The organism is Mesorhizobium sp. P2_A8, assembly GCF_056404935.1.
On the sequence record NZ_JBFUDB010000011.1, the window covers coordinates 331,288 to 354,233 of the forward strand.

At 60.6% G+C, this 22,946-nt stretch carries 23 protein-coding genes; 5 read left to right on the forward strand and 18 right to left on the reverse strand.

Annotated elements, in window-relative coordinates; genetic code table 11:
- Positions 1–41: 41 nt before the first annotated feature.
- The gene (locus AC1D10_RS30995; protein ID WP_477278606.1) at positions 42–2,231 is read left to right on the forward strand and encodes a tetratricopeptide repeat protein; all 2,190 of its coding nucleotides are present in this window, start codon (positions 42–44) and stop codon (positions 2,229–2,231) included.
- A 42-nt stretch (positions 2,232–2,273) separates the two neighbouring features.
- Here AC1D10_RS30995 and AC1D10_RS31000 read toward each other — a convergent pair whose 3' ends face one another.
- From AC1D10_RS31000 to AC1D10_RS31025, 6 genes are all read right to left on the reverse strand, one after another.
- Positions 2,274–2,786, reverse strand: a complete 513-nt coding sequence (locus tag AC1D10_RS31000; RefSeq protein WP_477278607.1) for a YHS domain-containing (seleno)protein — start codon at positions 2,784–2,786, stop codon at positions 2,274–2,276.
- A gap of 27 nt (positions 2,787–2,813) precedes the next feature.
- Positions 2,814–3,485, reverse strand: coding sequence for an ankyrin repeat domain-containing protein (locus AC1D10_RS31005; protein WP_477278608.1), 672 nt, complete (start codon positions 3,483–3,485; stop codon positions 2,814–2,816).
- Positions 3,486–3,891: 406 nt separating this feature from the next.
- Positions 3,892–4,113, reverse strand: coding sequence for a hypothetical protein (locus AC1D10_RS31010; RefSeq protein WP_477278609.1), 222 nt, complete (start codon positions 4,111–4,113; stop codon positions 3,892–3,894).
- 28 nt (positions 4,114–4,141) lie between these two features.
- Complete coding sequence (locus AC1D10_RS31015) at positions 4,142–4,300, reverse strand: YjiS-like domain-containing protein (protein ID WP_477278610.1); 159 nt, start codon at positions 4,298–4,300, stop codon at positions 4,142–4,144.
- Positions 4,301–4,433: 133 nt separating this feature from the next.
- On the reverse strand, positions 4,434–4,733 hold the full coding sequence (locus AC1D10_RS31020; protein WP_477278611.1) for a nickel-binding protein: 300 nt from the start codon (positions 4,731–4,733) through the stop codon (positions 4,434–4,436).
- Positions 4,734–4,923: 190 nt separating this feature from the next.
- Positions 4,924–6,723 carry a winged helix-turn-helix domain-containing protein gene (locus AC1D10_RS31025; protein ID WP_477278612.1) on the reverse strand — a complete coding sequence of 600 codons (1,800 nt, stop codon included), beginning with the start codon at positions 6,721–6,723 and terminating at the stop codon, positions 4,924–4,926.
- A 167-nt stretch (positions 6,724–6,890) separates the two neighbouring features.
- Between AC1D10_RS31025 and gloA2 the strand changes: the two genes are divergently transcribed.
- Positions 6,891–7,274: an SMU1112c/YaeR family gloxylase I-like metalloprotein gene (gene gloA2 / locus AC1D10_RS31030; protein ID WP_477278613.1), complete on the forward strand. Its 384-nt coding sequence runs from the start codon at positions 6,891–6,893 to the stop codon at positions 7,272–7,274.
- Between the two features lie 212 nt (positions 7,275–7,486).
- A complete protein-coding gene (locus AC1D10_RS31035; RefSeq protein ID WP_477278614.1) occupies positions 7,487–7,720 on the forward strand; it encodes a hypothetical protein in 234 nt (77 codons plus the stop codon).
- Between the two features lie 28 nt (positions 7,721–7,748).
- Here AC1D10_RS31035 and AC1D10_RS31040 read toward each other — a convergent pair whose 3' ends face one another.
- The gene (locus AC1D10_RS31040; RefSeq protein WP_477278615.1) at positions 7,749–9,191 is read right to left on the reverse strand and encodes a LuxR C-terminal-related transcriptional regulator; all 1,443 of its coding nucleotides are present in this window, start codon (positions 9,189–9,191) and stop codon (positions 7,749–7,751) included.
- Positions 9,192–9,374: 183 nt separating this feature from the next.
- Here AC1D10_RS31040 and AC1D10_RS31045 point away from each other — a divergent pair, with 183 nt between their 5' ends.
- Positions 9,375–9,749, forward strand: a complete 375-nt coding sequence (locus AC1D10_RS31045; RefSeq protein ID WP_477278616.1) for a hypothetical protein — start codon at positions 9,375–9,377, stop codon at positions 9,747–9,749.
- A gap of 157 nt (positions 9,750–9,906) precedes the next feature.
- Here the strand turns inward: AC1D10_RS31045 and AC1D10_RS31050 are convergent, their stop codons facing one another.
- The 10 genes from AC1D10_RS31050 to AC1D10_RS31095 all read right to left on the reverse strand — a co-directional run bounded on the left by AC1D10_RS31050 (position 9,907) and on the right by AC1D10_RS31095 (position 20,878).
- Positions 9,907–11,055 (reverse strand): response regulator, encoded by a 1,149-nt coding sequence (locus tag AC1D10_RS31050; protein ID WP_477278617.1) that lies wholly within the window; start codon positions 11,053–11,055, stop codon positions 9,907–9,909.
- 13 nt (positions 11,056–11,068) lie between these two features.
- On the reverse strand, positions 11,069–11,416 hold the full coding sequence (locus tag AC1D10_RS31055; RefSeq protein WP_245445640.1) for a response regulator: 348 nt from the start codon (positions 11,414–11,416) through the stop codon (positions 11,069–11,071).
- Between the two features lie 14 nt (positions 11,417–11,430).
- Entirely contained in the window at positions 11,431–13,989 is a 2,559-nt protein-coding gene (locus AC1D10_RS31060) for a GAF domain-containing protein (protein ID WP_477278618.1), read from the reverse strand.
- 61 nt (positions 13,990–14,050) lie between these two features.
- Positions 14,051–14,635, reverse strand: a complete 585-nt coding sequence (locus AC1D10_RS31065; protein WP_477278619.1) for an SCO family protein — start codon at positions 14,633–14,635, stop codon at positions 14,051–14,053.
- Positions 14,632–15,642: an ABC transporter substrate-binding protein gene (locus AC1D10_RS31070; RefSeq protein WP_477278620.1), complete on the reverse strand. Its 1,011-nt coding sequence runs from the start codon at positions 15,640–15,642 to the stop codon at positions 14,632–14,634. Before AC1D10_RS31070 ends, AC1D10_RS31065 begins: the two co-directional genes overlap by 4 nt.
- A gap of 30 nt (positions 15,643–15,672) precedes the next feature.
- Positions 15,673–16,680, reverse strand: coding sequence for an ABC transporter substrate-binding protein (locus AC1D10_RS31075; RefSeq protein ID WP_477278621.1), 1,008 nt, complete (start codon positions 16,678–16,680; stop codon positions 15,673–15,675).
- Positions 16,681–16,725: 45 nt separating this feature from the next.
- Complete coding sequence (locus AC1D10_RS31080) at positions 16,726–17,733, reverse strand: ABC transporter substrate-binding protein (RefSeq protein ID WP_477278622.1); 1,008 nt, start codon at positions 17,731–17,733, stop codon at positions 16,726–16,728.
- Between the two features lie 44 nt (positions 17,734–17,777).
- On the reverse strand, positions 17,778–18,785 hold the full coding sequence (locus tag AC1D10_RS31085; RefSeq protein ID WP_477278623.1) for an ABC transporter substrate-binding protein: 1,008 nt from the start codon (positions 18,783–18,785) through the stop codon (positions 17,778–17,780).
- Positions 18,786–18,830: 45 nt separating this feature from the next.
- The gene (locus tag AC1D10_RS31090) at positions 18,831–19,835 is read right to left on the reverse strand and encodes an ABC transporter substrate-binding protein (RefSeq protein WP_477278624.1); all 1,005 of its coding nucleotides are present in this window, start codon (positions 19,833–19,835) and stop codon (positions 18,831–18,833) included.
- A 29-nt stretch (positions 19,836–19,864) separates the two neighbouring features.
- Positions 19,865–20,878, reverse strand: coding sequence for an ABC transporter substrate-binding protein (locus AC1D10_RS31095; RefSeq protein WP_477278625.1), 1,014 nt, complete (start codon positions 20,876–20,878; stop codon positions 19,865–19,867).
- Between the two features lie 544 nt (positions 20,879–21,422).
- Here AC1D10_RS31095 and AC1D10_RS31100 point away from each other — a divergent pair.
- A complete protein-coding gene (locus AC1D10_RS31100) occupies positions 21,423–21,863 on the forward strand; it encodes a hypothetical protein (RefSeq protein WP_477278626.1) in 441 nt (146 codons plus the stop codon).
- A gap of 137 nt (positions 21,864–22,000) precedes the next feature.
- Here the strand turns inward: AC1D10_RS31100 and AC1D10_RS31105 are convergent, their stop codons facing one another.
- Positions 22,001–22,891: a LysR substrate-binding domain-containing protein gene (locus AC1D10_RS31105; protein WP_477278627.1), complete on the reverse strand. Its 891-nt coding sequence runs from the start codon at positions 22,889–22,891 to the stop codon at positions 22,001–22,003.
- Between the last annotated feature and the right edge of the window lie 55 nt (positions 22,892–22,946).

Genomic DNA, 22,946 nt, shown 5'->3' on the forward strand with positions numbered 1-22,946 from the left:
TTCTGCCTGAAATGGAACAGGGTCAACATCTGGAACGAAAGTTGGTCGCGCTCCTCGCCGCCGACGTGGTGGGGTACAGCCGCCTGATGGGCCTGGACGAGACAGGCACCCTTTCTCGGCTCAAAGAATTTCGCCGCGAATTCATCGAACCGTTGATCAATGGGTACCACGGCCGCGTCGTCAAGCTCATGGGCGACGGGGCGTTGGTCGAGTTCACCAGCGTCGTTGATGCCGTGGCATGCGCTGTCGAAATTCAGCAAATTGCCGCGCAGCAGAACCTTAATGTTCCCGAGGACTCCCGGATCGTTTTCCGAATGGGGATAAATCTGGGTGACGTGATCATCGATGGGGATGACTTCTATGGCGATGGCGTCAACATCGCTGCCCGGCTGGAGGGGTTCAGCGATCCAGGCGGCGTGGTCATCTCGGGAGCTGCTTACGATCAAGCCAGGAACAAGCTTGGCTTGGCCTTCAAGTCGTTGGGCGAACAGCACCTCAAGAACATCGCCGAGCCAGTCCGCGTCTATCGGGTCCTGTTGGAGCAGACCGCAATCCCCAAGAAGCTGCGTTCCCGGCGATGGTTCATGATCCCCGCGGTACTGTTCGTGTTCCTAGCGGTAGGCCGCGTTGTGTTATTCCTTTGGCCGCAGGCGACTGCACTTCTTCCTGACCACAGTCCCACCACTGTCGGCGCGGCGGCGGGCAAGCCCTCCATCGCCGTATTGCCGTTCGGTGATATCAGCGACAAATCCGAGCAGGACTATTTCGCCGAAGGGCTCACGGACGATCTCATCACTGATCTATCGAAGATTTCCGGGCTGCTCGTTATCGCTCGCAATTCCGTATTCTCATTCAAGGATCGAACCCTGGACGTCCGGCAGATCGCGGAGCAATTGAACGTCCGTTACGTGCTCGAGGGCAGCGTTCGCCGTGAGGGGGACGCAGTTCGCATCAACGTGCAGCTCATCGATGTGACGACGGGAAGCAACGTTTGGGCAGAGCGGTATGACCGCGACTACTCCAAGATATTCGCGCTGCAGGACGAACTGATCGGACGCATCGTCGAGGCCCTCTCGGTACGGCTGACGGAGGGCGAGAGAACCCAGATTGCGCGCCTCCCGACCCGAAATCTGGAAGCCTACGACTTCTATATCCGAGCCGAGCAGAAAGTGTATGCACTCGACTACAAGTCTCTCGGGGAGGCTCTCGCCCTTTATCAAAGCGCGATCAAGCTCGATCCTGGGTTCGCAGACGCCTATTCGGGCTACGCCCGGGCTACCGTGGACGTGCTGGGTTTCGACTACCAGCTCATCATGCTGAGCGCCGTCGCTCGCCAGCGCGCCTATGAAGCGGCGGGGCGAGCGCTGGAACTCAACCCCCAGTCTCCGCGCGCCTATGCCGTGCTCGGCATCCTGCAGATGCTCGACGGCGAAATGGACGAGGCGATCGTGTCGGTCCAGAAGGCGGTGGCACTCGATCCGAATGGTGCCGAGGCAGAGCTCAACCTGGCGATCGTACTGACCTACGCCGGTCAGAACCCGGAGGCGCTAGCGGCCATGGAACGCGTGCTGCAACTCGATCCCAAGCCGCGGGCGCAGGTCTTCGATTATTATGCCTTAGTGCTCTACATGAACCGGCAATACGAGAAGGCCATCCAGGCGCTGCACGAACTCCAGCCGGAAGAGCGGAGCGACCTCGGCCTTGAAACGCTGGCCATGACAAACGCGCGTCTGGGCCGAATGGCGGAAGCGCACAACGCGGTCGCAGCAATGCTGGAAAGGTCCCACGAGCAGAACCTCGCCGGCCTTCGCGTCGTGTACGCCCATCATCGGCGGCAACAGGATCTCGATCACCGGCTGGATGCTCTTCGCGCCGCGGGGATGCCGGAGTGGAGCTACGACTTCCGCGGGCGGGCGGAGGACCGCCTCGACGCCTCTGCTATACAGGCCCTGACTATCAACCACACATGGATCGGGCATCAACATAATGGTGCGCCGTTTGTGATGGAGCTGAATGCAAACGGCGACTTCGCCCTGAGCTCTCAAAACAGTATGATCGCCGGCGCGTTCACTCTAGAGGACAACCTGTTCTGCACGCGATCCTCAGCGACTTTGCTCGGCCGCAAATTCTGCAGCCCGGTCTACCGCAATCCCAACGGGAGCAGCGATACGCAGGACGAGTACGCTTGGCCGGACTCCGTCACAGTCTGGAATTTCTCGGTGTCTCCGTGACGGGCGCCATTCAACTTGCGGGCTCACGACATCGCGCCGGAGCTAGTTGGCGGCCGCTCTAGCCTCGAGTTCCTTGGCCTCCACTGCGGGCCATTCGGCTTCCGCTTTCGCAATGACAGGCGCCGGGTTGGCATCGAAGTCTTCCTCCAGGCCCTCCTTTCCGGAGAACAGGAAGAGCTTGCCATCGACGATGCGGAAGGCTTCCGGGTCAAGGTTCGCGGATGCCTCCTTAACTGACATTCCCCCGGTGCAGAAGCCGCCGAACTGAGGGGCATAGCGCACCGGCTCGGAAACAAAGGCATCCCGGTGTTGGACGCTGGCGAAGTACCACGTCGCTCCGAGCCACTTCCTCGAGATGTTGGGCGAACCCATCGTCGCGCGACCGTCGGTGAAGTATGCTACCGGATCATAACCCAGGATGGCGACGTTGCCGAAGTATCCGGTGTTCACTCCGTCGCCGGCGTGGGATCCACCGGTGCCGAAGAGGAGGAGGGAGGCGGCGGCTACTCCCGCGCAAAGCAAACTGTCAAACCTTCTGGAACGGTTCTCTGTCATGTTCTCCTCCAGTAACCTTTCTCGATGTCAGTTGCCGAGGGCGATGCACACCTTGTACGACGACCCCATCGTTTCCTTGGGTTGGCATTTTGCGCCGTGCTTCTTGAGCAAAACCATCACGTCGGTGCTCTGATAGAATGTCGCGCGGCTGAGAGGCGTGTACCCGTATTCCTGGATTGCCTCGACCTGTGCGCCGCGCGCGATCAACAGCTCCGCGATGGCCGTCTGGTTCTCTTCTGCTGCCACATGCAGCGGCGTGATCTTGTGCGTGCTCAACGCGTCGACCTCGGCCCCGTGGTCGAGCAGCAATTTTGCAATGTCCAGGCTTCCTGAGTAGGCTGCCGCATGTAGCGCGGTGAAGCCGCGATCGTTGCGGGCTTCGATGTCGGCCTTGGCCTCGATCAACGCAATGGCGACCTCGGTCTTGCCGGCAAGCGCCGCATCGATCAGCGGGGTCTGACGGCTCTCGTCGCGATCGTTCACATTGGCGCCTTGTGCCAGGAGTTCGGCAACCTTTCCGGCGTCGCCCTCCCGCGCAGCGTCATGAAGCGGCCCTGCGGTCGCCGCACCACCAGCAATTCCGAGCCAGGAAATGCACGCAACGAGCGCAGCAATGCAGACAAGCCGATCCGGGCCTATTCCGAGGGGCGTGACCCTCAGTGAGGCCATCAGCAACCGTATTCGCTTGGTGACGGTCACGACAAACCTCCGGGCGACGTTCGCTCGCAGACCGATTTATGGGATACTCTACTCCATTCGGCGCGCGGGGGCTACGGATTCCGTCATTTCACCAAAGGGTAATCGGCGATGCGCTCCAGGAGATTCTTTGCTCTAGATGGGAAAGGCAGCCTCGCGCGGTTCTGTTTCTGAACCCAGGGCATTGCGTCCGCGCGCCGCTTCCATGCGCCAAAGCAATGTTCGGATTGGGTCAGGTCACGACGATGCCTACGCCCCCCAAAATGTCCGTGGCAAACTGCCTTACCCCTTGTTTGGACGCAACTCCGGACGGAAAGCCGTTTCACACTTTTCCTGGAATTGCTCTGGCAACTTGGAGCAGGCTGCGGCTGCATTCGACCCGACATTCAGCGTGTCGGCGAGCCTTGCTTCAGCTGTAGCGAGACTTCAAGATTCGGCCAATCTGGACCAGGTTCAGCAGCACAAAGAAGACATTCCAGCCGACGACGTTCATGAGCGGCGTCGGCTGGCTGTAGAAATACACGGCGAGGCAGATTGCGGCCGCTGTGGTGAGGATTCTCAACCGCAGAATATCCAAGGTGAAGTAGGCGACCACATACATGATATTCGCCATGTTTATGAGAATTTCCATGTCTTTGGTTCCATTTGAGGGCGAGCACTCAGACGCAATCTTCCTTGAGATGCTCTCGAACGGCGTAGGAGATCGCAGCGCGGCGAATGCCAATGTCCTTCAGGATATGGTCAGGTAGTTCGCGCAAAGCCCTTTCGGCTCTGCGCGCCCTCAGCCCGATCGAAATGCGCTTTAGGTAGTGAAACATCGTTTTCTCCACTGGTCAGGAATCGTGGCGCCAGAGAATGCGGGCAGGCCGCTCCAGGCGCCGTTCTGATCATTGCTTGCTGGTTGGATGACGCTGCCTCACGTTGACCACGCGAGGCAGCGACTGGAGGTCGTCAGGCGGCCGCCGTCGAAATCGGATCGTTCCGAAGGATGACGGTGTCGGCAACCGGGTAGAATTCCTCGCCAGGCATGCCGACGCGCTTGGCGTGATCCCGGATGGCCTCACCGTCCTTGGCCTCGTAGATGCAGAAGGTGCCGATGCGCCCATCGGGTTCATGCACAACGTAACTGCGGATCCAGTTGACCGTGCCCGACATCTGCTCCTTGGCGACCTTTGCCGATTTCGCGCCGGCGGCTTCGAGTTCCTGCAGAGATGCCCACGCGCTCGGGCGACGGATGACAAAGAGGTTCATGATTTTCCCTTTCACTTTCGCGCCGACCCTTCGCCGGCGCCGCTGATGGCCACGCGTGTCTGCATGGCTGGGAAAAAATACGTCTTGGGGGACTGATCGTCCTTATCCAGGGCTGATCTCTGGCTGATCTTTCCGATCGCCGGCTGACAACCGTATCAGCAGATCATCCAGGCAAGCAGGAGGGCAGGGGTCAAGCAGTCAGCGCTTGCATAGAGCCGTCGCCAGGCGACTGGCTATCTTGCGAAAGGCTATGGCGAAGCATCGCGGCTTCCTCTGCCAAACGCTGCGATCCCAGGTGGCGAGCCGATCTCTCCGCCGCGGTGATTTCCACCTTCGCCCCACTGATGTCGCCCGAGTTCAGCAATGCCTTTGCTAGCTGTAGCCGAACCCTCGCCGCATGATAATCGACGCCTGTGCTGGTCCAGAGTTGCCGGGCCAGTAGCAGAAGCCGATTTCCGTTCGGGTCGCCGGGCTCGCAAAGCGCAGCCTTGGTTTCGGCTATCAAAGCCTGCGTAGCCGGCTGTCGCCAGCGCTCTGGCTGTGCATCGATTTCAGCGAGATAGATTGATGCTTGGGCTGAGCGCCCACCGCGCGCCGCTATGCAGGCCGCGTTCACCAACAGGTTTCCGCGTCGCTGAAGATGGAACCACGACATCCCCTGTAAAGCCCGATCAAGTGCGGCCAGCGCACCGTCCAGATCGCCGGTTTCGAACAACAGCTGGGCGTTGCCCGGCTCCGCATCCCAGCCGAGTGCATAGGCCTGATCGTAGTCGGCGCGCGCCGCTGCGAGATCGCCGATCATGGCGAAGATATCACCACGGACGCGAAAGCCTTCGCCAAGCGACCAGGATTCCTCCGCGGAGAGTTTGGGAAGCGCCTCGTTTATGCAGGTGAGGGCCTCAGGCAATATCTGCTGCGCTGCGACGACTTCCGCGCGATGAAGGTCACAGGCTCCTGATGTTTGCGCAAAACTTGCGGTGCACCAGCTTTCAAAGCCTTCGCTCCACTGGCGAGCCCGCGGCCAGTCGGCAAAGGTCCTGCAACTCCAGAGGATATTGCAGTACACCAGGCTACCGGTGATGGGGTCGACTTGACTCGACAACGCGATCGCCGCCGCATGGTTTTGCTGCTCGCTGCCCTCATCGATCTTGCCGAGGGCCAGATTGAAAAATCCCTTGTACGTCAGGGTCAGCGCTCGCAGGCCAGGATCTTCGCAATTTTCAGCTATCGCGTGGGCGGCTGACGCCAGTTGAAGCGCTTCCTCCGGGCGACCGCCCGAGGATGCAAGGCGCGATCTCATCCAGAGCAGATATGACTGCGTACTGTCGTCTGGCGACTGAGACAGAAGCGAAGCAGCACGTTCCAGCCATCCCTCCGCAACGGCACTCGATCCGCGTTCGGCCTGGATCTTGGCGAGCGTGACGGCAGATCTCGCGGCGCGCGCGAAATCGCCAGCTTCGATATGAGCCGCTACAGCGCGAGCCAGCACAGGGATCGCCTCGGTTGGCCGCCCGCCACATTCGACGACCAGAGCCCAAAGGTCGATGTCCGCCGAAGAGAGAGCTTCAATCTCTGCAAGATTGGCGAAGAGTTTTGCAGCCGCGCTCCAATCGCGTGCGGCGGCCAGCCTGCGAGCCTCAGCGAGATCGTCGGCCCCTTGGAACGAGGCAGGCTGTGCATATCCCAGCCCCGGCTCATCGATGGCGAAGCGATAACCGTGGCGAACGTAGCTGTGTATCGCGTCCTGCAACCCGCCTGCTGCAAGCGCCTTGCGGGTGAGGCTGACCACGCGCTGAAGCGAAGCTTCAGTCACAATGACATCGGGCCAAAGAGCGTCCATCAGTTCGTCTTTGGGGACGACTCTGCCCGCGTTGCGGACCAGGTACACCAGCAAGTCAAAAACAAGCGGCTGGATTTTCTGCCCAACGCCTCTCAGCGACAGTTTGCGAGCAGCTTCATCGAGTTCGAATTGTCCAAATGAGTGGTGCATCGCCCCCTTCCGGTGCAACAATCTACCCTATCAAGCTAAAACATGGGAGAGGCTCAAGACATGTGTTGCCTGGTTGCGCTCTGGCGGCAACATCATGTCGCCGATCAGGCGCAGATGAAATCCGTATGACCTTGGCCTCAGATCCCAGCTTGGCTAGAGTTCGTAGCATGCTGAACGCCATTCACCACGTCGCGCTCATCTGCACCGACTACGACCGGTCGCGACGGTTCTATGTCGAACTCCTCGGCCTCGATCTGATCCGGGAGGTCTATCGGGAGGAGCGGCAGTCATGGAAGGCGGATCTGCGGATCGGCTCCGTCCAGCTGGAATTGTTCTCCTTCCCTGCACCCGTGATGCGGCCGTCCTATCCGGAGGCGGCAGGCCTGAGACATCTGGCATTTGCCGTGGCGAATCTTGATCCCGCAATCATGCGCCTGGAAGCCGCCGGCGTTGCCGTTGAGCCAATCCGGATCGACCCATATACAAACCAACGGTTTACCTTTTTCAGCGACCCGGATGGATTGCCGCTGGAGCTCTACGAAGCCCCATAAGAAACGGTTCGCTTTCGCGACCACGCATCGCAGGTGGGAGCGGAAGTCGGCAATTTTGCGGTTATCCGAAAGCAGACACCTCCAGCGACCAACTGGGGGTCGGCTCGCGCCAGGAACCTGCTATGCCGGTAGACGACTAACGGTCTCATCGGTATCGGCGGAGCCGCGAATCTGTGGTAAGCCGCCGCTCAACCAACCAAAGGACGACACCTGTGAGCGAACCGACCGTGGCCCAGGCTACCGAAAGTATCTATGCCTCCCTCCGGGCGGACAATGCCGACATCGACGCACATATCGCGACGCTTAAGGCGGCTCTGACACGAGAAGGGATAAAACAGGCGGTGTTCGACCCGACCAAGTTGGCACAGAACAACCGCTCGGGCAGGAAGTTGATGCAGGCATATTTTCGGCAGCGCGGCGTGAGCGTGAGGTTTTCGGACCAGTAGAGCCGCGCGCGGGCGACTGGGATTGAAGCTATGCCAAACCCGCACGACGGGCGCCTTCCCTGATCGCAGCAATGGCGACAGGATTGGTTACCGGATAGGTGCTGATGAACACTTCGGCCGTGAAGTCCGGGAATTCGTCCTTCAGTCGCGCATTGATCCTGGCGACCTGAGGCGTTTCATTGAGCATCGCATGAGCCATTGCTAGAAATAGAAGTGTGGCGGGCGAGTCTGGCGCAGCTTGACGTAGCGCGACCAACGATTCCCGGTGAAGGCCAAGAACGAAGCTGCATCGCGCAAGCATTCCATAGTACCAGGGAACATACGGATTTAGCCGGACCGCTCGCTTGGCCAATTCGTAGCCCCGCTTCGGGTCTCTTCCAACGAGAGCAAGGCTACCCGCAAGAAAGGCAAGTGCGTCAGCGTCATTTGGAGCCGCCGCCAACACTCGGTCATGTTCTTCGACAGCAGCGTCGATATCGCCCTGCAATGCCCGAAGATCAGCAAGCATTATGCGGGCGTAACTATCGGCCGGATCGAGTGCCAGCGCTTGCTTGACACATTTGCTCCAGCTCTCGATCGAGCCGGAAACGTCGTCAGTAAACCCGTTGATAGCATCCACAGCATGCGCAAGTGCCAACGCGGTCCAGGCTCTTGCAAGACCCGGATCGAGTTCGATTGCACGCGTCAGCAGCCGTATCGCCTCCTTGTTCGACGCACGGCTGAAAAGGTGCTTCTGCTCAAGCCCAAGCAGGTAGCAGTCATAGGCCTGCAAACTTGCCGGAGGCTTCCGACGAGCCGCATCGCGTCGCAGATTGGCGAGCTGACCGTGGCCAGTCGCGAGGACATTGATGATGTTCTCGGTCACGCTGTCCAGCATCGCAAACAGGTTGTTCGCGGACCGATCGTAACGCACCGTCCAGACATCAACCCCTGTGTGGGCGTCGACGAGTTGCACGCGAATGCGCACCCGCTGCCCGTCCACTTGAAAACTTCCCTCGATCACATAGTCAGCATTCAACTCTCGTCCGAGGTCTCGGACGTCAGCATGCCGTCCCTTGTAGGAAAGCATTGTCTGACGGGCGATCACCGCTAGGTCGCGGTAACGGGCGAGATCAACTATGAGGTCCGCCGACAAACCATCAGCGATACGAGTCCAGCGTTCTTCTCCGCTTAGATTGTCGAACGGGAGAACCGCGACGACTGGCGGCCCCGACTCGTCCATCGAAAGGCTGTCGGGTGGTGCTTGGCCGAGGTCCTGCTGGCGGTGATCGGCAAGCAACGCAGCAAGTGCCACTTTGCTGCGAACATCGAGTTTCCGGTAGATGGCCGAAAGATGGGTCCGAACGGTGGTAGGCGCTATGAAGAGTGTCTCGCCGATTTCGCGATAGGTCATCCCCTCGGCGAACTTTGCCGCGACCACCAGCTCCCGATCCGACAGGCCGGCGAGACGATTGCCTACGGCGCCAAGCATCGTTTCAAATTTCCCATCCGCTGCCGACCTGTGGCCAAGAACTCTAGCGTCAGGGCGAAAATACTACAGATGCGTCATCGAAAACACTGCATTTGCACGATTCCATCCGACGGGTCAGCATTCTAGCCTCCGCAGGCCGGCAGGGTCTGGTCGCTTGGCAGACTCGGAAACACGGAGGGATCCATGACAAAATTGTCTGTCTTGGCCGCAATACTGGTGCTGTCCGTATCGGCGGGGCCATGCTTGTCTGAAGGCGCCCAAACCAACGGCAAGCTGATTCCCGAAGATGCGGTGAAAGCCGCCAGCGCTCTACTGTATTCCGACATCCTCGTGCGTGCATGCAGGAACGGATGGCGGTATCCTCACAGCCACATCGAAAGCGGATTCAAGCGCCACCTCGCAGAGCTGAAACTGCAGCTTGTCGACCAGGGTTACACTGTCTTACCCGACATGACCGCGAATGATCTGCATGTCGAAGGAACGATATCGGGGACTGAACGCCAGCTGATCGGCTCGCGCCGGTTCAGCTGTTCCCACCCATACTGGCGCAACGAATGACCTTCCGAGCGAACAGGCGAGAAGGCGCGGTGTCAGGGGCTGTCATTGGTTGTTAATCACGGAATGACCGCTTTCTCCCCGTGCGGCGATCTTGAGATCGGTCGGTGGCTGGGCTGCTTTGTGCCGCCGTTCGAAAGAAACCAGCCTGCGTCCAACGCTAGCTTGGCCGACCGATCCACCGCATGATTTCATAGGCCGGCATCGGGCGGCGAAAACCTTTCAGCGTCAGTTCGCCAACAAGAACGGATTCGACCAGCGACTCGACAGCGCCGAGGACCCGTTGGCTAACGAGAATCTGGCGGGATTTGGCCTCCTCGCACAATCGGGCAGCATGGTTCGACACAGTGCCGATGACGGCATAGTCCGAGCGCTGATCAAAACCGATGCGCCCTATGGTTGCGTGGCCCCTCGCAATGCCGATCCCGAAGCCCAGCAAATAGTCCCGTTTGCGCCATCGCTCGGAATGCTCGGCAATTGCGTCGCGCATCGCAGCAGCCATCGAAACGGCTCTCTCGCTGTGGTCGGCGCATAGCAGTGGATCGTTGAAAACCACGACGATACCGTCGCCCACGAACCGCTCGAGAGTTCCCTCGTGGCTGACGATTTGTTCACCAAGACAGGAATGATACTCGGCAAGAACTGTCATGACTTCTTCGGGTTCGGCGGTCTCCGCGAAGGCCGTAAAGCCGCGCAAATCGCAAAAGACTACGGTCACCTCGCGACGGTGGCTCTGCAAGAGCGCGTCTCCATTGCCCGCCGCAACAATGAGGTCGGCGACCTGTTCGGGCAGGAACCGCCTGAGCCGCGCCATTCGCTCGAGCTCCGTCACCTGGCCGGCCACCGTTTGCTCGAGCGCGCGGTTCCAGTCGGAAAGTTGCGCGGCTTGGTCCTCAAGGCGCTTGGCCTGGCTCGCGACAGTGTCGTGAAGCGCCTTCTGGCGCAGCATCGAGCGCACCCGCGCCAACAGCGCCTGGTGCTCGAAGGGCTTTGTCAAATAGTCGTCGCCCCCGGCGTCCAGCCCCTCGACCACATCGCGCGTGTCGGCCTTCGCGGTGACGAGGATGACCGGAATCGCCTGCAGGGAGGTGTCCTGCTTGAGCATGCGTACCACACTGATGCCGTCGAGCTTCGGCATCATGATGTCGAGCAGGATCAGATCCGGCGCGAGTTCGCGGGCTTTCGCAAGCCCCTCTTCACCATCGGCGGCGGTTGCAACTTCGTAGCCGTTCGCCTCGAGGCGCATGCGCAGGATCTCGAGGTTTTCCGGAGTATCGTCGACCGCGAGAATGCGTGGCGGATCGTGCAAGGCGCTGCCTCCCCTAGGAAAGGAACCCGCGAATCTCGGAAAGCAACTGGCGCGGACTGAATGGCTTGGCAATGTAACCATCGCACCCGGCAGCAAGGGCTTTCGCCTCGTCGCCCGACAACGCGTAGGAGGTGACGGCGATAATCGGAATGTGCCGGAGCGCCGGATCGGCCTTGATGCGGCGGGCCGCTTCATACCCGTCGATCAGCGGGAGCTGAATGTCCATAAGGATCAGGTCTGGCCTGTGCGCTGCGGCTGCAGCGATGCCGGCGGCGCCGTCCGCCGCCTCGATCAGTTCGTATTCGGTGGTGGCAATGAGATCGCGGATGATCTGGCGGTTGTCCTCGGTGTCTTCCACCATCAGGATTCGTTTGCTCATGCGGCCCTCACGTCCTTATTCACCCGGATTGGTACCTTGAAACGGAATGTCGACCCTGACCCGATCACGGACTCGACGTCTATGGTTCCGCCATGCATTTCGACGATGCGCTTCGAGATCGCCAGGCCAAGACCTGTGCCACCCTTCTGCCTGGTGCTGCTGTTGTCGACCTGCTGGAATTCTTCGAAGATGAGAGCCTGATCCTTGGACGCGATGCCGGGACCGGTGTCTCGGACGGTGATCTCGAAGTGCCCGTCGACCGCATCGGCAAGAATGTCGACTGCACCCGTTTCGGTGAACTTGACTGCATTGCCTGCAAGATTGAGCAGGACCTGCGTCAAACGGCGTTCGTCCCCACGGCCGATTGGAAGGTTCGCGGCAACAGTCGTTGAAAGCTCAAGACCCTTCGCTCGTGCCAGTGGCTCGATGGCCGCAACGGTCGATCGAACAATCTGCGCGACCGAGTAGTCCTCGATCGCCAGCGTGAGCTGGCCGGCTTCGATCTTGGAAAGGTCGAGTACGTCGTTGATGAGCCCGAGGAGGTGACGGCCGTTTGCCTGCACGCGCGCGACGGTCGTCTTTGCCCTGTCCGGGAGTTCGCCGTAGATGCCGTCGACCAGCAGTTCTGTGAAGCCCAAGACCGAATTGAGCGGTGTCCTGAGCTCGTGGCTCATATTCGCGAGGAACTGGGACTTGTGGCGGCTAGCGGCCTCCAGCTCCAGGCCTTTCTCCTCGATCTCGCGGAACAGCTTGGCATTCTGGATCGCGAGCACCGATTGGGCTGCGAAGGTCTCCAGCAGGTGGACAACTTGCTCAGGGAAGGCACCTGGCTTGTGGCGCCTGACGACCAGTGCACCGACGATCTTGTTGGGCCTCAGCAGCGGAACGATCAGGATACCGCGATATCCCGCGTCGACGATCGTCTTTCTTACAAGGAAGGATGAGGTCGCCTCGCTGAGGTCGGGAAACTGCACCGGCATGCAGCGCCCGGGTGCGTCGCCGATCCCCATGTCGGCCAGGCCGATCGTCTGGTTTGAGACGGCGGCGATAAGCTCATCGCTCATACCGAAGTTTGCGCGCGGGCGGAATTGCTGCCGCGTGCTGCTGAACACGTAGATGGTTCCAGCATCCGTCTCCGACAACTGGACCGCTTTGGCGACGATCGTTTTCAGCACCGTGTCGAGATCCAGCGTCGAATTGACCGCCTTGCTCACCTCGCCAAGCGCCTCGAGCTCACCAACAGACGCGGCAAGCTCGCGCGTGCGTGACTGCACCGCCTCGAAGAGCCGCGCATTCTCGATGGCGATCACGGCCTGGTCGGCGAATGTCTCGACGAGCGCGATCTCCTTGGGATTGAAAGCTTGCGGCTCAACCCTCGTCATGACGAATACGCCAACGAGATCACCTTCCCGCAACAGCGGGGCAGCGAGGACGGTGCGGAAACCGCCGGCCTCAGCGATCAAGGCAACGCGGTAGTCCGGATCGGCGGTCACGTCTTCGATTTGTACAATCCGCCGTTCTTCGATTACGCGCCCTACGGCGGAGCCTCGGCCTGCGGCAAGCGCTGGAACCGGATTGGCGTCGACATAAGCACGGAAACTGGGCGGGTAGCCATGCGTCGACACATAGCGGAACACGCCATCCAGCAACTGCACGATGCCACCCTTGTCGGCACGGCAGAGCCTGACAGCCGATTCCACCAACGTATCGAGCACGACCTGCAGATCGAAGGTAGAGCGGCTGATGACCTTCAGAACGTCTGCAGTGGCTGTCTGCTGCTGAAGGGCTTCGTCGAGCTGCTGGGTGCGCGTCTCAATCTCCTGATACAGGCGCCCCAGCTGGTCGGAGGTCTGGTTGACGTTGGCGGCAAGCACTCCAAGCTCGTCGCGATTGGCGACGGCAACCTGTTGGGCGAAGTCGCCCGCCGCTATCTGGCTGAGACGCGCTTCGATCTTCTTGACCGGTTCGATCAACGACCAGGAGATGATGTAGCCGAGCCCCAACGCCAGCAGGATACTGCCCACCGCAAACGAGACCACGATCAGTCTGGACGTGCCGTACGCACCCTCGGTGGTTTCGATGGCCGCGACCATGTCGGCTTCGGCCATGTTGACCAGCTGGTTTGTCAGCCGCTCGAGGCGATCAGCCGACGGTATGATTTCATCAAGCTGAACCTTGCGCGCCTCCTCAGTGCGGCCGGCGTGGACGAGCTCTGCCACGTGCGTCACCCCGGCTGTCAGCCGTTCGTACTCTTGCCTGACCTGGCCAAGCACTTCCACCTCGGCTTTGGCGACGAACTCCATGCGGTCGAGGTCGTAGCCGAACTGATTGAGCTGGCGCAGCGCAGCATCCAGCATCCGGTCGTCCTGAAGCAACAGACCGGTGGAGATGCCGTAGAGCTGGGTGGTCGTGTCGTGCTGTACCTGGCGGTAGGCCGCGATCCTGCGCTGCAGCTTGATCAGCTCGTTGGTTTGATCGTTGACCCCACTCAGCACCTGCAACCCGACGGCCCCGAGCACGATCAGCAGGCCGACGATCGACAGGAACGCGATCAAGAGCTTGGTCTGGACGCGCGCCGGCAGCCGGGCAACCCAGCCAACGAGCCGGTTCGTTATGCTATTTGGATTCGTCCAAGAGGCTGACAAGGTCATCCCGGAACTCCTCCAAGTCGAACCGGACGCCAAGATACTGTACTCGCAAGATGCCATTGGGGTCTACGAGCGACGTCAACAATGTATGGTCGACATCTCCGTTCGCCGCCTTCTTCGCGATGACCCCGTATTTCTGTCCAACCTCATGGACAGTCGCCGGATCACCGGTGAGAAACGACCAGCCCTTCAGATCGGCACCAAAATTCTGCGCATATTCCTTCAAAACGTCGGGCGTGTCGCGCTCCGGGTCGACAGTGATCGAAACAAAGGCGATTTGGGATCCGAACGCACTACCCAACTTTTCCTGCACGCTGGCCATATGGGCGGTCAGCATGGGGCAGACGTCGGTACAGTACGTATAGATGAATGAGACGGCGACCACCTTGCCGCGAAAGTCGTGCAGCGAGACCGGCTTGTGGTCCTGAGATATCAGCGTGAAATTCGGTGCAGCGCCCATCATCGGCAGGCGCTCGTCGTGAGGCGCGTCGTGCGCGTATGCCGGCCCGGAAATCAACGCCAGCAGCAAGATGCGCGCCGGCCACTCGCTCACGTTTTCATCTCGCGCTTGATCTCGTTGAGGAAACGCCAATCCGTGCCGTTGGCGATGATCTTGTTAGGGCCGGCCTTGATGAAGCCGACTTCGTTCATCCGCAGTGCGTAGAAGCGCATTGTGTCTTCGGGGTCGAACTCCCGCCACACGTCGTAGCGCGCTTCGCGCAAGCCTTCCAACGCATAGTCGTATCGATCTGTGAACTTGCCATCGACCGATAGTTGCGCAGCCAGTTCCGGATCCGATGCGCAGATGTCGGCGGCCTTGAGAATGGCTCGCAGCACGCGTTTGGTCGCGGCCGGGTGTCTGTCGACATAGTCCGCGCTGCCGGCAAGCATGCAGCAGTAGTGTTGCGACCATGGCCGGTCGGCGGTCGTATTGAGGATCGTGTGGCCGAAGTTCCGGACGCGCTGCTCCTGCGGCTCGGGTGGCACCGCCAGAAAGGCATCGACCTTTCCCTCGTTAAAGAGTTGCATAGAGCTGACGTCCGGGTTCGCGACCCATTCGAGATCGGTGGCAGGATCAAGACCGACATAGGCGGCCATGAGGGTCACGAGCACGTGCGGAGCTGACGTCAGAGCGAACACGCCCACCCTCTTGCCCTTGAGGTCGGCGATGCTGCTGATGCTTTCCTTGACGATCAGTTCGAGGCAGCCGGAGTGCAGGCCGGCGACCACCTTTATCGGCATGCCGGCTTCGATCGCCATGATGTGCGCTGGCGGAAAGTCGGTGGTGAAATCCAGTTCGCCGCTTGCCAGCATCGCGGACGGGTCGGAGTCGGCGGCCAAGTCAATGTAGCGTACATCGGTGAACCCTTCGGCGCGCAATAGCTCCCCGGCGATATTCTTGGGTGCTTCGCAAAGGGCGCGGAACGACCTTGGCAAACGCACTGTCGTGGTCTCTGGTGCCGGCTCGGCAAGAGCCGATGTTGGCACGCTGACGAGCCCTGCGGCGCCGGCCGCCGATAGGCCCACCATGAAACGGCGTCGATTCTGAATGATCCGCATGTCACGCTTCCTCCCCAGGACAAAGCAGGCTCAGATTTTCAACTCGCGCTTGATCTCGTTGAAGAACTGCCAATCGGTGCCATTCGCGATGATCTCGTTTGGGCTCGACTTGACAATCCCGGCTTCATGCAGCCGCAACGAGAAGAACCTCATCGTGTCCTCGGGATCGAAGTCGCGCCAACTGGAGTACGGGAGCTCGCGGAGCGACTGCACAGCGTAGTCATAGTGTTTGGTGCGTCCGCCATCTACCAGAAGGCGCGCAACCCGCTCCGGCTCGGCCGCGCAGATGTCGGCCGATTTTAGTATGGAACGGACGACCCGCTTGGTGGCAGCCGGATTCTTCTCCGCATAGCCAGCGTTGACCGCCAGCATGCAGCAGTAATACTGCGACCACGGCCGGTCCTTCGCGCTGTCGAGTATGACGTGGCCGACTTTGCGGGCGCGGAGGTCTTGAGCCTCAGGCGAAAAAGCCAGGAAGGCGTCGACCTTGCCTTCGGCGAAGAGCTCCGCCGGCTTTGCCGCGCCGACGATCCATTCGATGTCGCGTTGCGGATCGAGCCCGACGTAAGTCGCCATGGCGCTCACGAAGATGTGCGGATCCGATGTCAGGTTATAGCCGACGCCGACCTTGCGGCCCTTGAGATCCGTGATGCTTTTGATGTCCTCGCGCCCAAACAATTCGTAGCAGCCGACATGCACGCCGGAGATCACCTTGATCGGGGCGCCGGTGCCGATCGGAATGACGAGCGCGGTTGCAAAGTTGATGGCGAAGTCGATATCGCCGCGCGCCAGCATCTCGGTCTGTGCGATACCGGGCTCCATTGCGACATAGCGAAAATCCGATAGGCCCTCCGCCCGGATCAACTCCTCGGCGACATATTGTGGAGCGATGCAGATGGCTGGTCCCGCCGCCATGCGAGCGGTGATGGTTTCAGGTGGGGCCTCGGTTGCTGCCGCATTGCGGCCGTTGGCAAGGCCCGCTGCTGCGAGCGCCGACAGGCCTGTGAGGAACCGGCGACGGTTCTGGATAATCTGCACGAGTCTCTCCTTCCTTGAAAAAGACACAGCGTGTCGGCGATAGGTCTACGTCTTCAGCTCTCGCTTCAGCTCGTTGAGGAACCGCCAATCGGTACCGTCCGCGATGATCTGCTGCGGGCTCGACTTGATCATGCCCGTCTCCTGCATGCGCAGCGCGTAGAAGCGCATCGAGGCTTCGGCATCGTAGTCTCGCCATACGTCGTACCGCGTGTCGCTCAGCGTTTGCAGCGCGATTTCGTAGCTGGGGACGAAACCTCGATCGACCATTTGCGCTGCACTCCATGCGGGATCCGAAATGCATAGGTCGGCGCCCTTGAGGATGGCCCTGAGCACGCGCTTGGTCGCCACCGGGTATCTGTTCACGTAGTCCGCAGCGGCCGAGGTCATGCAGCAGAAGTGCTGCGACCAAGGGCGGTCGAGGGTCGTGTTGAGGATCGTGTGGCCGATTTTCTTGGCGCGCAGTTGCTGCGTCTCCGGCGGCGTGAAGAGATAGGCATCGAACTTCCCGTCGGCGAAGGCTTCCACCGGCTTGCTTTCCTGGACCCATTCGATGTCCTGGACGGGGTCCAGTCCGATATAGGCGGCCATCAGGGCGACCAGCACGCGCGACGGCGCATCGATGTCGTGCATGCCCACCCGCTTGCCCTTGAGGTCCGGGATGCCTTGGATGCTGTCGTTGGCGATCAGCTCGAGGCACCCGGAGTGCAGACCGCCAAGCACCCTGATTGGCACGCCGGCGTCGATCGAGGCGACATGGACCGGCGCGTAATTCATGCTGAAATCCGTGTCGCCGCGTGCAATCCACACCGCCTGATCGACTTTCTCGTCGCCCTGCACGTAGCGGACGTCGGTGAAGCCCTCCGCTTTGAGGAGCTCTCCGGCCAGGTACATCCCCGCCCAGCAGTAGGCACCATCGATCCACCGCGGCAAGCGGACGGAGGTCGTTTCAGGGGGTGCCTCGGCCCAAGCGTCAGTCGTTGCGCCGATGAGACCTGCAGCGCCTGCTGCCGCAGCACCGGCCAGGAAGCGGCGGCGGTTCTGGATGATCTGCATGGGGTTCTCCCTCCCATTGAAAATGGCACGAGGCTGCCTGCCCCTCACGTCTTCAACTCGCGTTTCAACTCGTTGAGGAACCGCCAATCGGTACCGTCCGCGATGATCTTCTGGGGGGCCGACCTGATCATGCCTGCCTCTTGAAGTCGCAGCGCGTAAAACCGGATCGTGTCTTCCGGATCGTATTCTCTCCACTTGTTGTAAGGCACGTCGGTCATCGTCTGCAGTGCGTAGTCATAGTTGGCCGTGTAGCCGTCATCGACGATCTGTCGTGCGACGCGCTGTGGCTCAGAGACGCAAAGGTCGGCGGCTTTCAAAATGGCGCGGACGACGCGCTTGGTCGCGATCGGGTTGGTGTGAACGAAGTCGGCGTTGCCGGCCAGCATGCAGCAAAAATACTGCGACCAGGGACGATCGACGGCGCTGTTGACGACTACGTGGCCGACGTTTTGGGCGCGCAGTTCCTGAGGTTCGGGCGGAAAGCCGAGGAACGCATCGATTTGCCCTCGCTTGAAGAGCGTTATTGGCTTGATGGTCGGGCTGGTGACCCAATTTATGTCCTTGACTGGATCCAGCCCGACATAGGCCGCCATGCCCGTCAAAAATACATGCGGACTCGAGCCCAAGCCTTGGACGCCGACACTCTTGCCCTTCAGGTCCGTAATCCCGTGGATATTCTCGTTTCCGAATAGCTCAAAGCAGCCAGGGTGCACCCCGGCCAGCACCGAGATCGGCCCCCCTGCATCCATCACCACCACAAGCGGCGCGGCGAAATTCAAAGTAAAGTCCACCTCGCCACTCGCGACAGCGTCAGATGTCCCCGCGGCTGACTCAGTCATTACATAGCGAACTTCGGTGAAGCCCTCCGCATGCAACAACTCCTCGGCAACATATTGAGGCGCGATGCAGATGCCCCTGATCTTTGCAAGGCGGACGCTGGTGGTTTCCGGCGGTGGCTCTGCGGAGAGCGATTGCTGGACCCCAACGAGGCTCGCGGCGCCGACTGACGCAGCGCCGGCCAGGAAGCGCCGGCGGTTCTGGATGATCTGCATAAGCATCTCCTTCCTCGATAGGGCGCACGGCGTGTTGGCGATTGCCTACGTCTTCAACTCGTTCTTCAGTTCGTTGAGGAACCGCCAGTCGGTGCCCTGGGCCAAGAGCTTCTGGGGGGTGCTCTTGAGCATCCCGACCTCGTGCAGGCGCAAGGCGTAGAAGCGCAGGGTGTCCTCAGCGCTATACTCACGCCAACCGTAGGGGAGCCCCTTTATGACCTGGAGGGCATGGTCATAGCGCCTGGTATAGCCCTGCTCCACCAAGAACTGGGCGGACTGCTCGGGCTCGCTGGTGCAGAAATCCGCCGCTTTCAAGATGGCGCGGAGGGCACGTTTGGTGGCCACCGGATTCGTGCGGACGAACTCCCGGTTCCCAGCCAGCATGCAGCAGAAGTATTGCGACCAGGGCCGGTCCACGGTGCTGCTAATCACCACATGGCCGATCTGCTGCTCCCGCATCTCCTGCGGTTCGGGGGGAAAGCCCAGGTAGGCGTCGATCTTCCTCTCACTGAGGAGCCGGATGGACTCGGGGCCCGGATGCGTGACGAAGTGTATGTCCTTATGGAGGTCCAGGCCCACATACGCCGTCATAGCGGCGAGAAAGACGTATCGGCTGGAATCCAGCGACGGCACAGCCACGGTCTTCCCCTTGAGGTCGCGGATCGATTGCACGCCATCGGTGCCGAACAGCTCAAAGCAGCCGACGTGGAGTCCAGCCAGGATGACGATGGGATCCCCAGCCTCCAGGTGGAGAAGGAGCGGGGCGGCGAAATGCGCACTGAGGTCGGCTTCACCAGAGGCGAGAGCCGGCGCGATGTCTGCGGTCCCCCTCTTTTGGAGGTAGTGCACCTCGGTGAACCCTTCGCTGCGCAGCAGTTCTTCGGCTACATATTGGGGGGCCTGACAGATGCTGGGAATCCGGATGAGCCGGATCCGCGTCGTCTCTGGCGGTGGCTCTGCGGAGAACGATTGCCCGACCCCAACGAGACTCGCGGCGCCGGTTGCCGAAAGGCCGGCCAGGAAGCGCCGGCGGCTCTGGATGATTTGCATCTCCACGTCTCCCCTTGAGACAAATGGGATCAGGTTTTCAGCTCACGCTTCAACTCGTCGAGGACGCGCCAGTCCGTTCCGTTGGCGATGATCTGTTGCGGGCTCGATTTGATCATGCCCGTCTCCTGCATGCGCAGTGCGTAGAACCGCAGGGAGTCTTCAGGATCGAATTCCCGCCAGCGGTCGTACCGGATGTCCTTGAGCGTCTGGAGCGCGTAGTCGTACGACGGGACGAAATCGCGATCGACCATCTGCTGCGCCACCCGTTGCGGATCCGACACGCATAGGTCGGCGGCTTTGAGGATGGATCGCAAGACCCGCTTGGTCGCCACCGGGTACCTGTTCACGTAGTCCGTGGTGGCGGAGATCATGCAGCAGAAATACTGTGACCATGGGCGGTCGACGGCATTGTTGAGGATCGTGTGACCGATCTTCTTGGCGCGCAGCTCCTGCGGCTGGGGCGGCGTGCCGAGGAATGCGTCGATCTTTCCTTGGATGAAGAGTTCCGTCGGCGTGACGTCCTTGGTCAGGACCCAGTGGATATCGTTCACGGGATCGAGCCCGACATACGCGGACATGAGGGTCAGCCACATGTGTCGCGAGTTGTTGAAGCCATCCACGCCCACCCTCTTGCCCCGCAGTTCCGCGACGCTGCGGATGCTCTCCTTGGCGATCAGTTCGAGGCATCCCGAGTGCAACCCGGTCAGCACCTTGATCGGCACGCCGGCGTCGATCGACACGATCTGATTGGGCGGAAAGTTCACAGAGAAATCCGTCTCACCGCGTGCAATCCATTCCGATTGGTCGACGCTTTTGTCGGCTTCCACATAGCGAATGTCGGTGAAGCCCTCTGCGCGCATCAGTTCTCCGGCGATGTACGCGCCTGCCCAGCAGTAGGAACCACCAATCTTCAGCGGCAGACGAACCGTCGTTGTTTCCAGCGGCGGCTCCGCGTGGAGTGACTCGGGAAGACCGACGATACCGGCAGCGCCTGCCATCGCAGCGCCGGCCAGGAATCGGCGGCGGGTTTGCATGATCTGCATCCGTACGCTCCTCTTCCGAATCGCAAAGGGCAATTGGCCGGAACCGAGCAAAAGAGGTTTCGGCGGAGGCAGATGGTCTCGTGGGTGCGACGAGTAGTTGTGGATTCTATCGCGCCCAGTCCGCTGCGGGAGTCTTGCGCTCTCAGTCGCCGGCTCATGTATTAGCAGCCGACGATATTTCGACGATACGCCCAATTTGCATTGGTTGCGAGCGCAAAACTTTGCCACGCCAAACGTCCCGCCAGCACCTCGCTGTCAGGGGACTGTTTGGGTTGTTGAATGTTCACAGCTTGCGCATCCCCCCGCTTTCGGGGCTCTAGATTGCGTGCAGGCGATCCTGGGTCAGCCGAGCGTTGGCTGCCACCGGCCGCCCTGGCACCGGGACTATGTTTGCCTCCGCCACGTTTCGTGGCTGCTTTCTCGCAGCCGGATTCAGTCCGCGTGCTTGGAACCAATGACGGGCGAGACTGTTCAGTTGTAACTTTGACACGACGCTGACCCGCCGTGCCGGCTGGGTAAGCGGCGCTCTTGAGGAGTTCTCATCATGAAGATTTCGTCCACATTTCGTTCAATCGCGTTTGCCGTCGTCGCCGCAGGGGCAGCCAGCGTTGCCAGCGCCGCGCATGCCGACAGCGGTACGATCCGCTTCGCCGTCTACAAGGCTGCGTTCTTTGTGGGTGGCTCTGGAGGCGAGGGCACGCTGACCTTCCATGGTCGCCGCTATCCCATCTCTGTCGGCGGCATCTCGGGCGGCCTCGCCTTCGGGGTCTCCAAGACCTATTTCAAAGGTACCGTGCGCCATATCAGCCGCGTCCGGGATGTGACGGGGGTCTACGGTGCGGCGGGCGGTGGCGGTGCGCTGGGCAAAGGGGCCCAGGTGATTGTCATGACCAATGACAAGGGCGCCCAACTCGAACTCACGGGCAAGCAGGTAGGCATGCAAGTCAACGCGGATCTCAGCGGTATGGCCATCACGGTGAAGTAAGGGTCGTCGTGCCTGCAGTCGGCCCACTGTGCTCAATACAAAGTCGGCTTTGGCCATCTTCCTTTTGGCCAAAGGTGGCGCAGGCGAGATGGTGGGCGCCAAGCGTGTCTGCGTGTAAGCGGCCGGTGCAGCGGCCTTCAGGACCCCGTCGCCTCGGCCGAAACCCACTTATGGAACGCGGCGATACGAGGGTCGGTCCAGCAATCTCTTCTGCAACACAAGTAGTAGGCCTCCGTGTCGTCACAGATCTGCATATCCTTGAACGGCAGGACCAGTTCTCCCTTGCTGATCTCTTCGTGGAGCACCGAGAGGTCTCCGATCGCGACGCCCTGGCCCATGGCCGCGGCGCGATAGGCCATGTCGGCACTGGGCAAGACCTCACCCGAGTTCAAGTCAAGAAGGTTCGGCGCAAATCGCCCGGCCCAGACTTTCCAATCGTGCCGGTCAGGCGTTTCATGCAGCAGGTTATGGTGAACCAGGTCGGCAGGAGAGGTCAGCGGCACGCCTCTCTCCAGCAGCTTTGGAGAGCAAACTGGGGTGCATAACGATTGCAACACCAGCACCGCCTCGATATCTTTGGGCCGATTTGGATTACCGCAGTCAAAGGCCAGATCGAACTCACCTCCGAAGAAAATTTCCCAGTCATAGGGAGCGGTCGTTAACCGGACACCGATTGCAGGCCATTGCTGCTTGAAACGGTCAAGTCGCGGCAGCAACCACCGAATGGAGAAGGTGGGCGGGCAGATGACCTTGAGATGCCGAGGCTGGCGTTGAAGGTCTTGAGCACCCGCGGCAATGCTCTCGAACGCGGCCGCCAGGATGGGTTGGAAATTGCGGCCCGCATCGGTCAATACCAACCGGCGCGGCAATCGTCGAAACAATTCCACTTGCAATGCTTCTTCCAAGAGCTTGACGTGCCTGCTGATCGCTCCTTCAGTCACGCATAGCTCCTCGGCCGCGCGCGCAAAGCTTTCATGGCGCGCGGCTGCTTCAAACGCCCGAAGAGCATTGAGTGAAGGGAGACGCATCGACTGTCACTGCCTCAGGAATTCTGAGCCTACCCCGGAGAAAGACTGGTTTGTA

What these genes read in the sequence shown, in the direction of transcription:
- AC1D10_RS31000 (WP_477278607.1), bottom strand. Translation starts at nt 2,786, where the DNA reads ATGACAGAGAACCGTTCCAGAAGGTTTGACAGTTTGCTTTGCGCGGGA.
- AC1D10_RS31010 (WP_477278609.1), bottom strand. Translation starts at nt 4,113, where the DNA reads ATGGAAATTCTCATAAACATGGCGAATATCATGTATGTGGTCGCCTAC.
- AC1D10_RS31015 (WP_477278610.1), bottom strand. Translation starts at nt 4,300, where the DNA reads ATGTTTCACTACCTAAAGCGCATTTCGATCGGGCTGAGGGCGCGCAGA.
- AC1D10_RS31020 (WP_477278611.1), bottom strand. Translation starts at nt 4,733, where the DNA reads ATGAACCTCTTTGTCATCCGTCGCCCGAGCGCGTGGGCATCTCTGCAG.
- AC1D10_RS31025 (WP_477278612.1), bottom strand. Translation starts at nt 6,723, where the DNA reads ATGCACCACTCATTTGGACAATTCGAACTCGATGAAGCTGCTCGCAAA.
- gloA2 (WP_477278613.1), top strand. Translation starts at nt 6,891, where the DNA reads ATGCTGAACGCCATTCACCACGTCGCGCTCATCTGCACCGACTACGAC.
- AC1D10_RS31040 (WP_477278615.1), bottom strand. Translation starts at nt 9,191, where the DNA reads ATGCTTGGCGCCGTAGGCAATCGTCTCGCCGGCCTGTCGGATCGGGAG.
- AC1D10_RS31045 (WP_477278616.1), top strand. Translation starts at nt 9,375, where the DNA reads ATGACAAAATTGTCTGTCTTGGCCGCAATACTGGTGCTGTCCGTATCG.
- AC1D10_RS31055 (WP_245445640.1), bottom strand. Translation starts at nt 11,416, where the DNA reads ATGGTGGAAGACACCGAGGACAACCGCCAGATCATCCGCGATCTCATT.
- AC1D10_RS31070 (WP_477278620.1), bottom strand. Translation starts at nt 15,642, where the DNA reads ATGCGGATCATTCAGAATCGACGCCGTTTCATGGTGGGCCTATCGGCG.
- AC1D10_RS31080 (WP_477278622.1), bottom strand. Translation starts at nt 17,733, where the DNA reads ATGCAGATCATCCAGAACCGCCGCCGCTTCCTGGCCGGTGCTGCGGCA.
- AC1D10_RS31085 (WP_477278623.1), bottom strand. Translation starts at nt 18,785, where the DNA reads ATGCAGATCATCCAGAACCGCCGGCGCTTCCTGGCCGGCGCTGCGTCA.
- AC1D10_RS31090 (WP_477278624.1), bottom strand. Translation starts at nt 19,835, where the DNA reads ATGCAAATCATCCAGAGCCGCCGGCGCTTCCTGGCCGGCCTTTCGGCA.
- AC1D10_RS31095 (WP_477278625.1), bottom strand. Translation starts at nt 20,878, where the DNA reads ATGCAGATCATGCAAACCCGCCGCCGATTCCTGGCCGGCGCTGCGATG.
- AC1D10_RS31100 (WP_477278626.1), top strand. Translation starts at nt 21,423, where the DNA reads ATGAAGATTTCGTCCACATTTCGTTCAATCGCGTTTGCCGTCGTCGCC.
- AC1D10_RS31105 (WP_477278627.1), bottom strand. Translation starts at nt 22,891, where the DNA reads ATGCGTCTCCCTTCACTCAATGCTCTTCGGGCGTTTGAAGCAGCCGCG.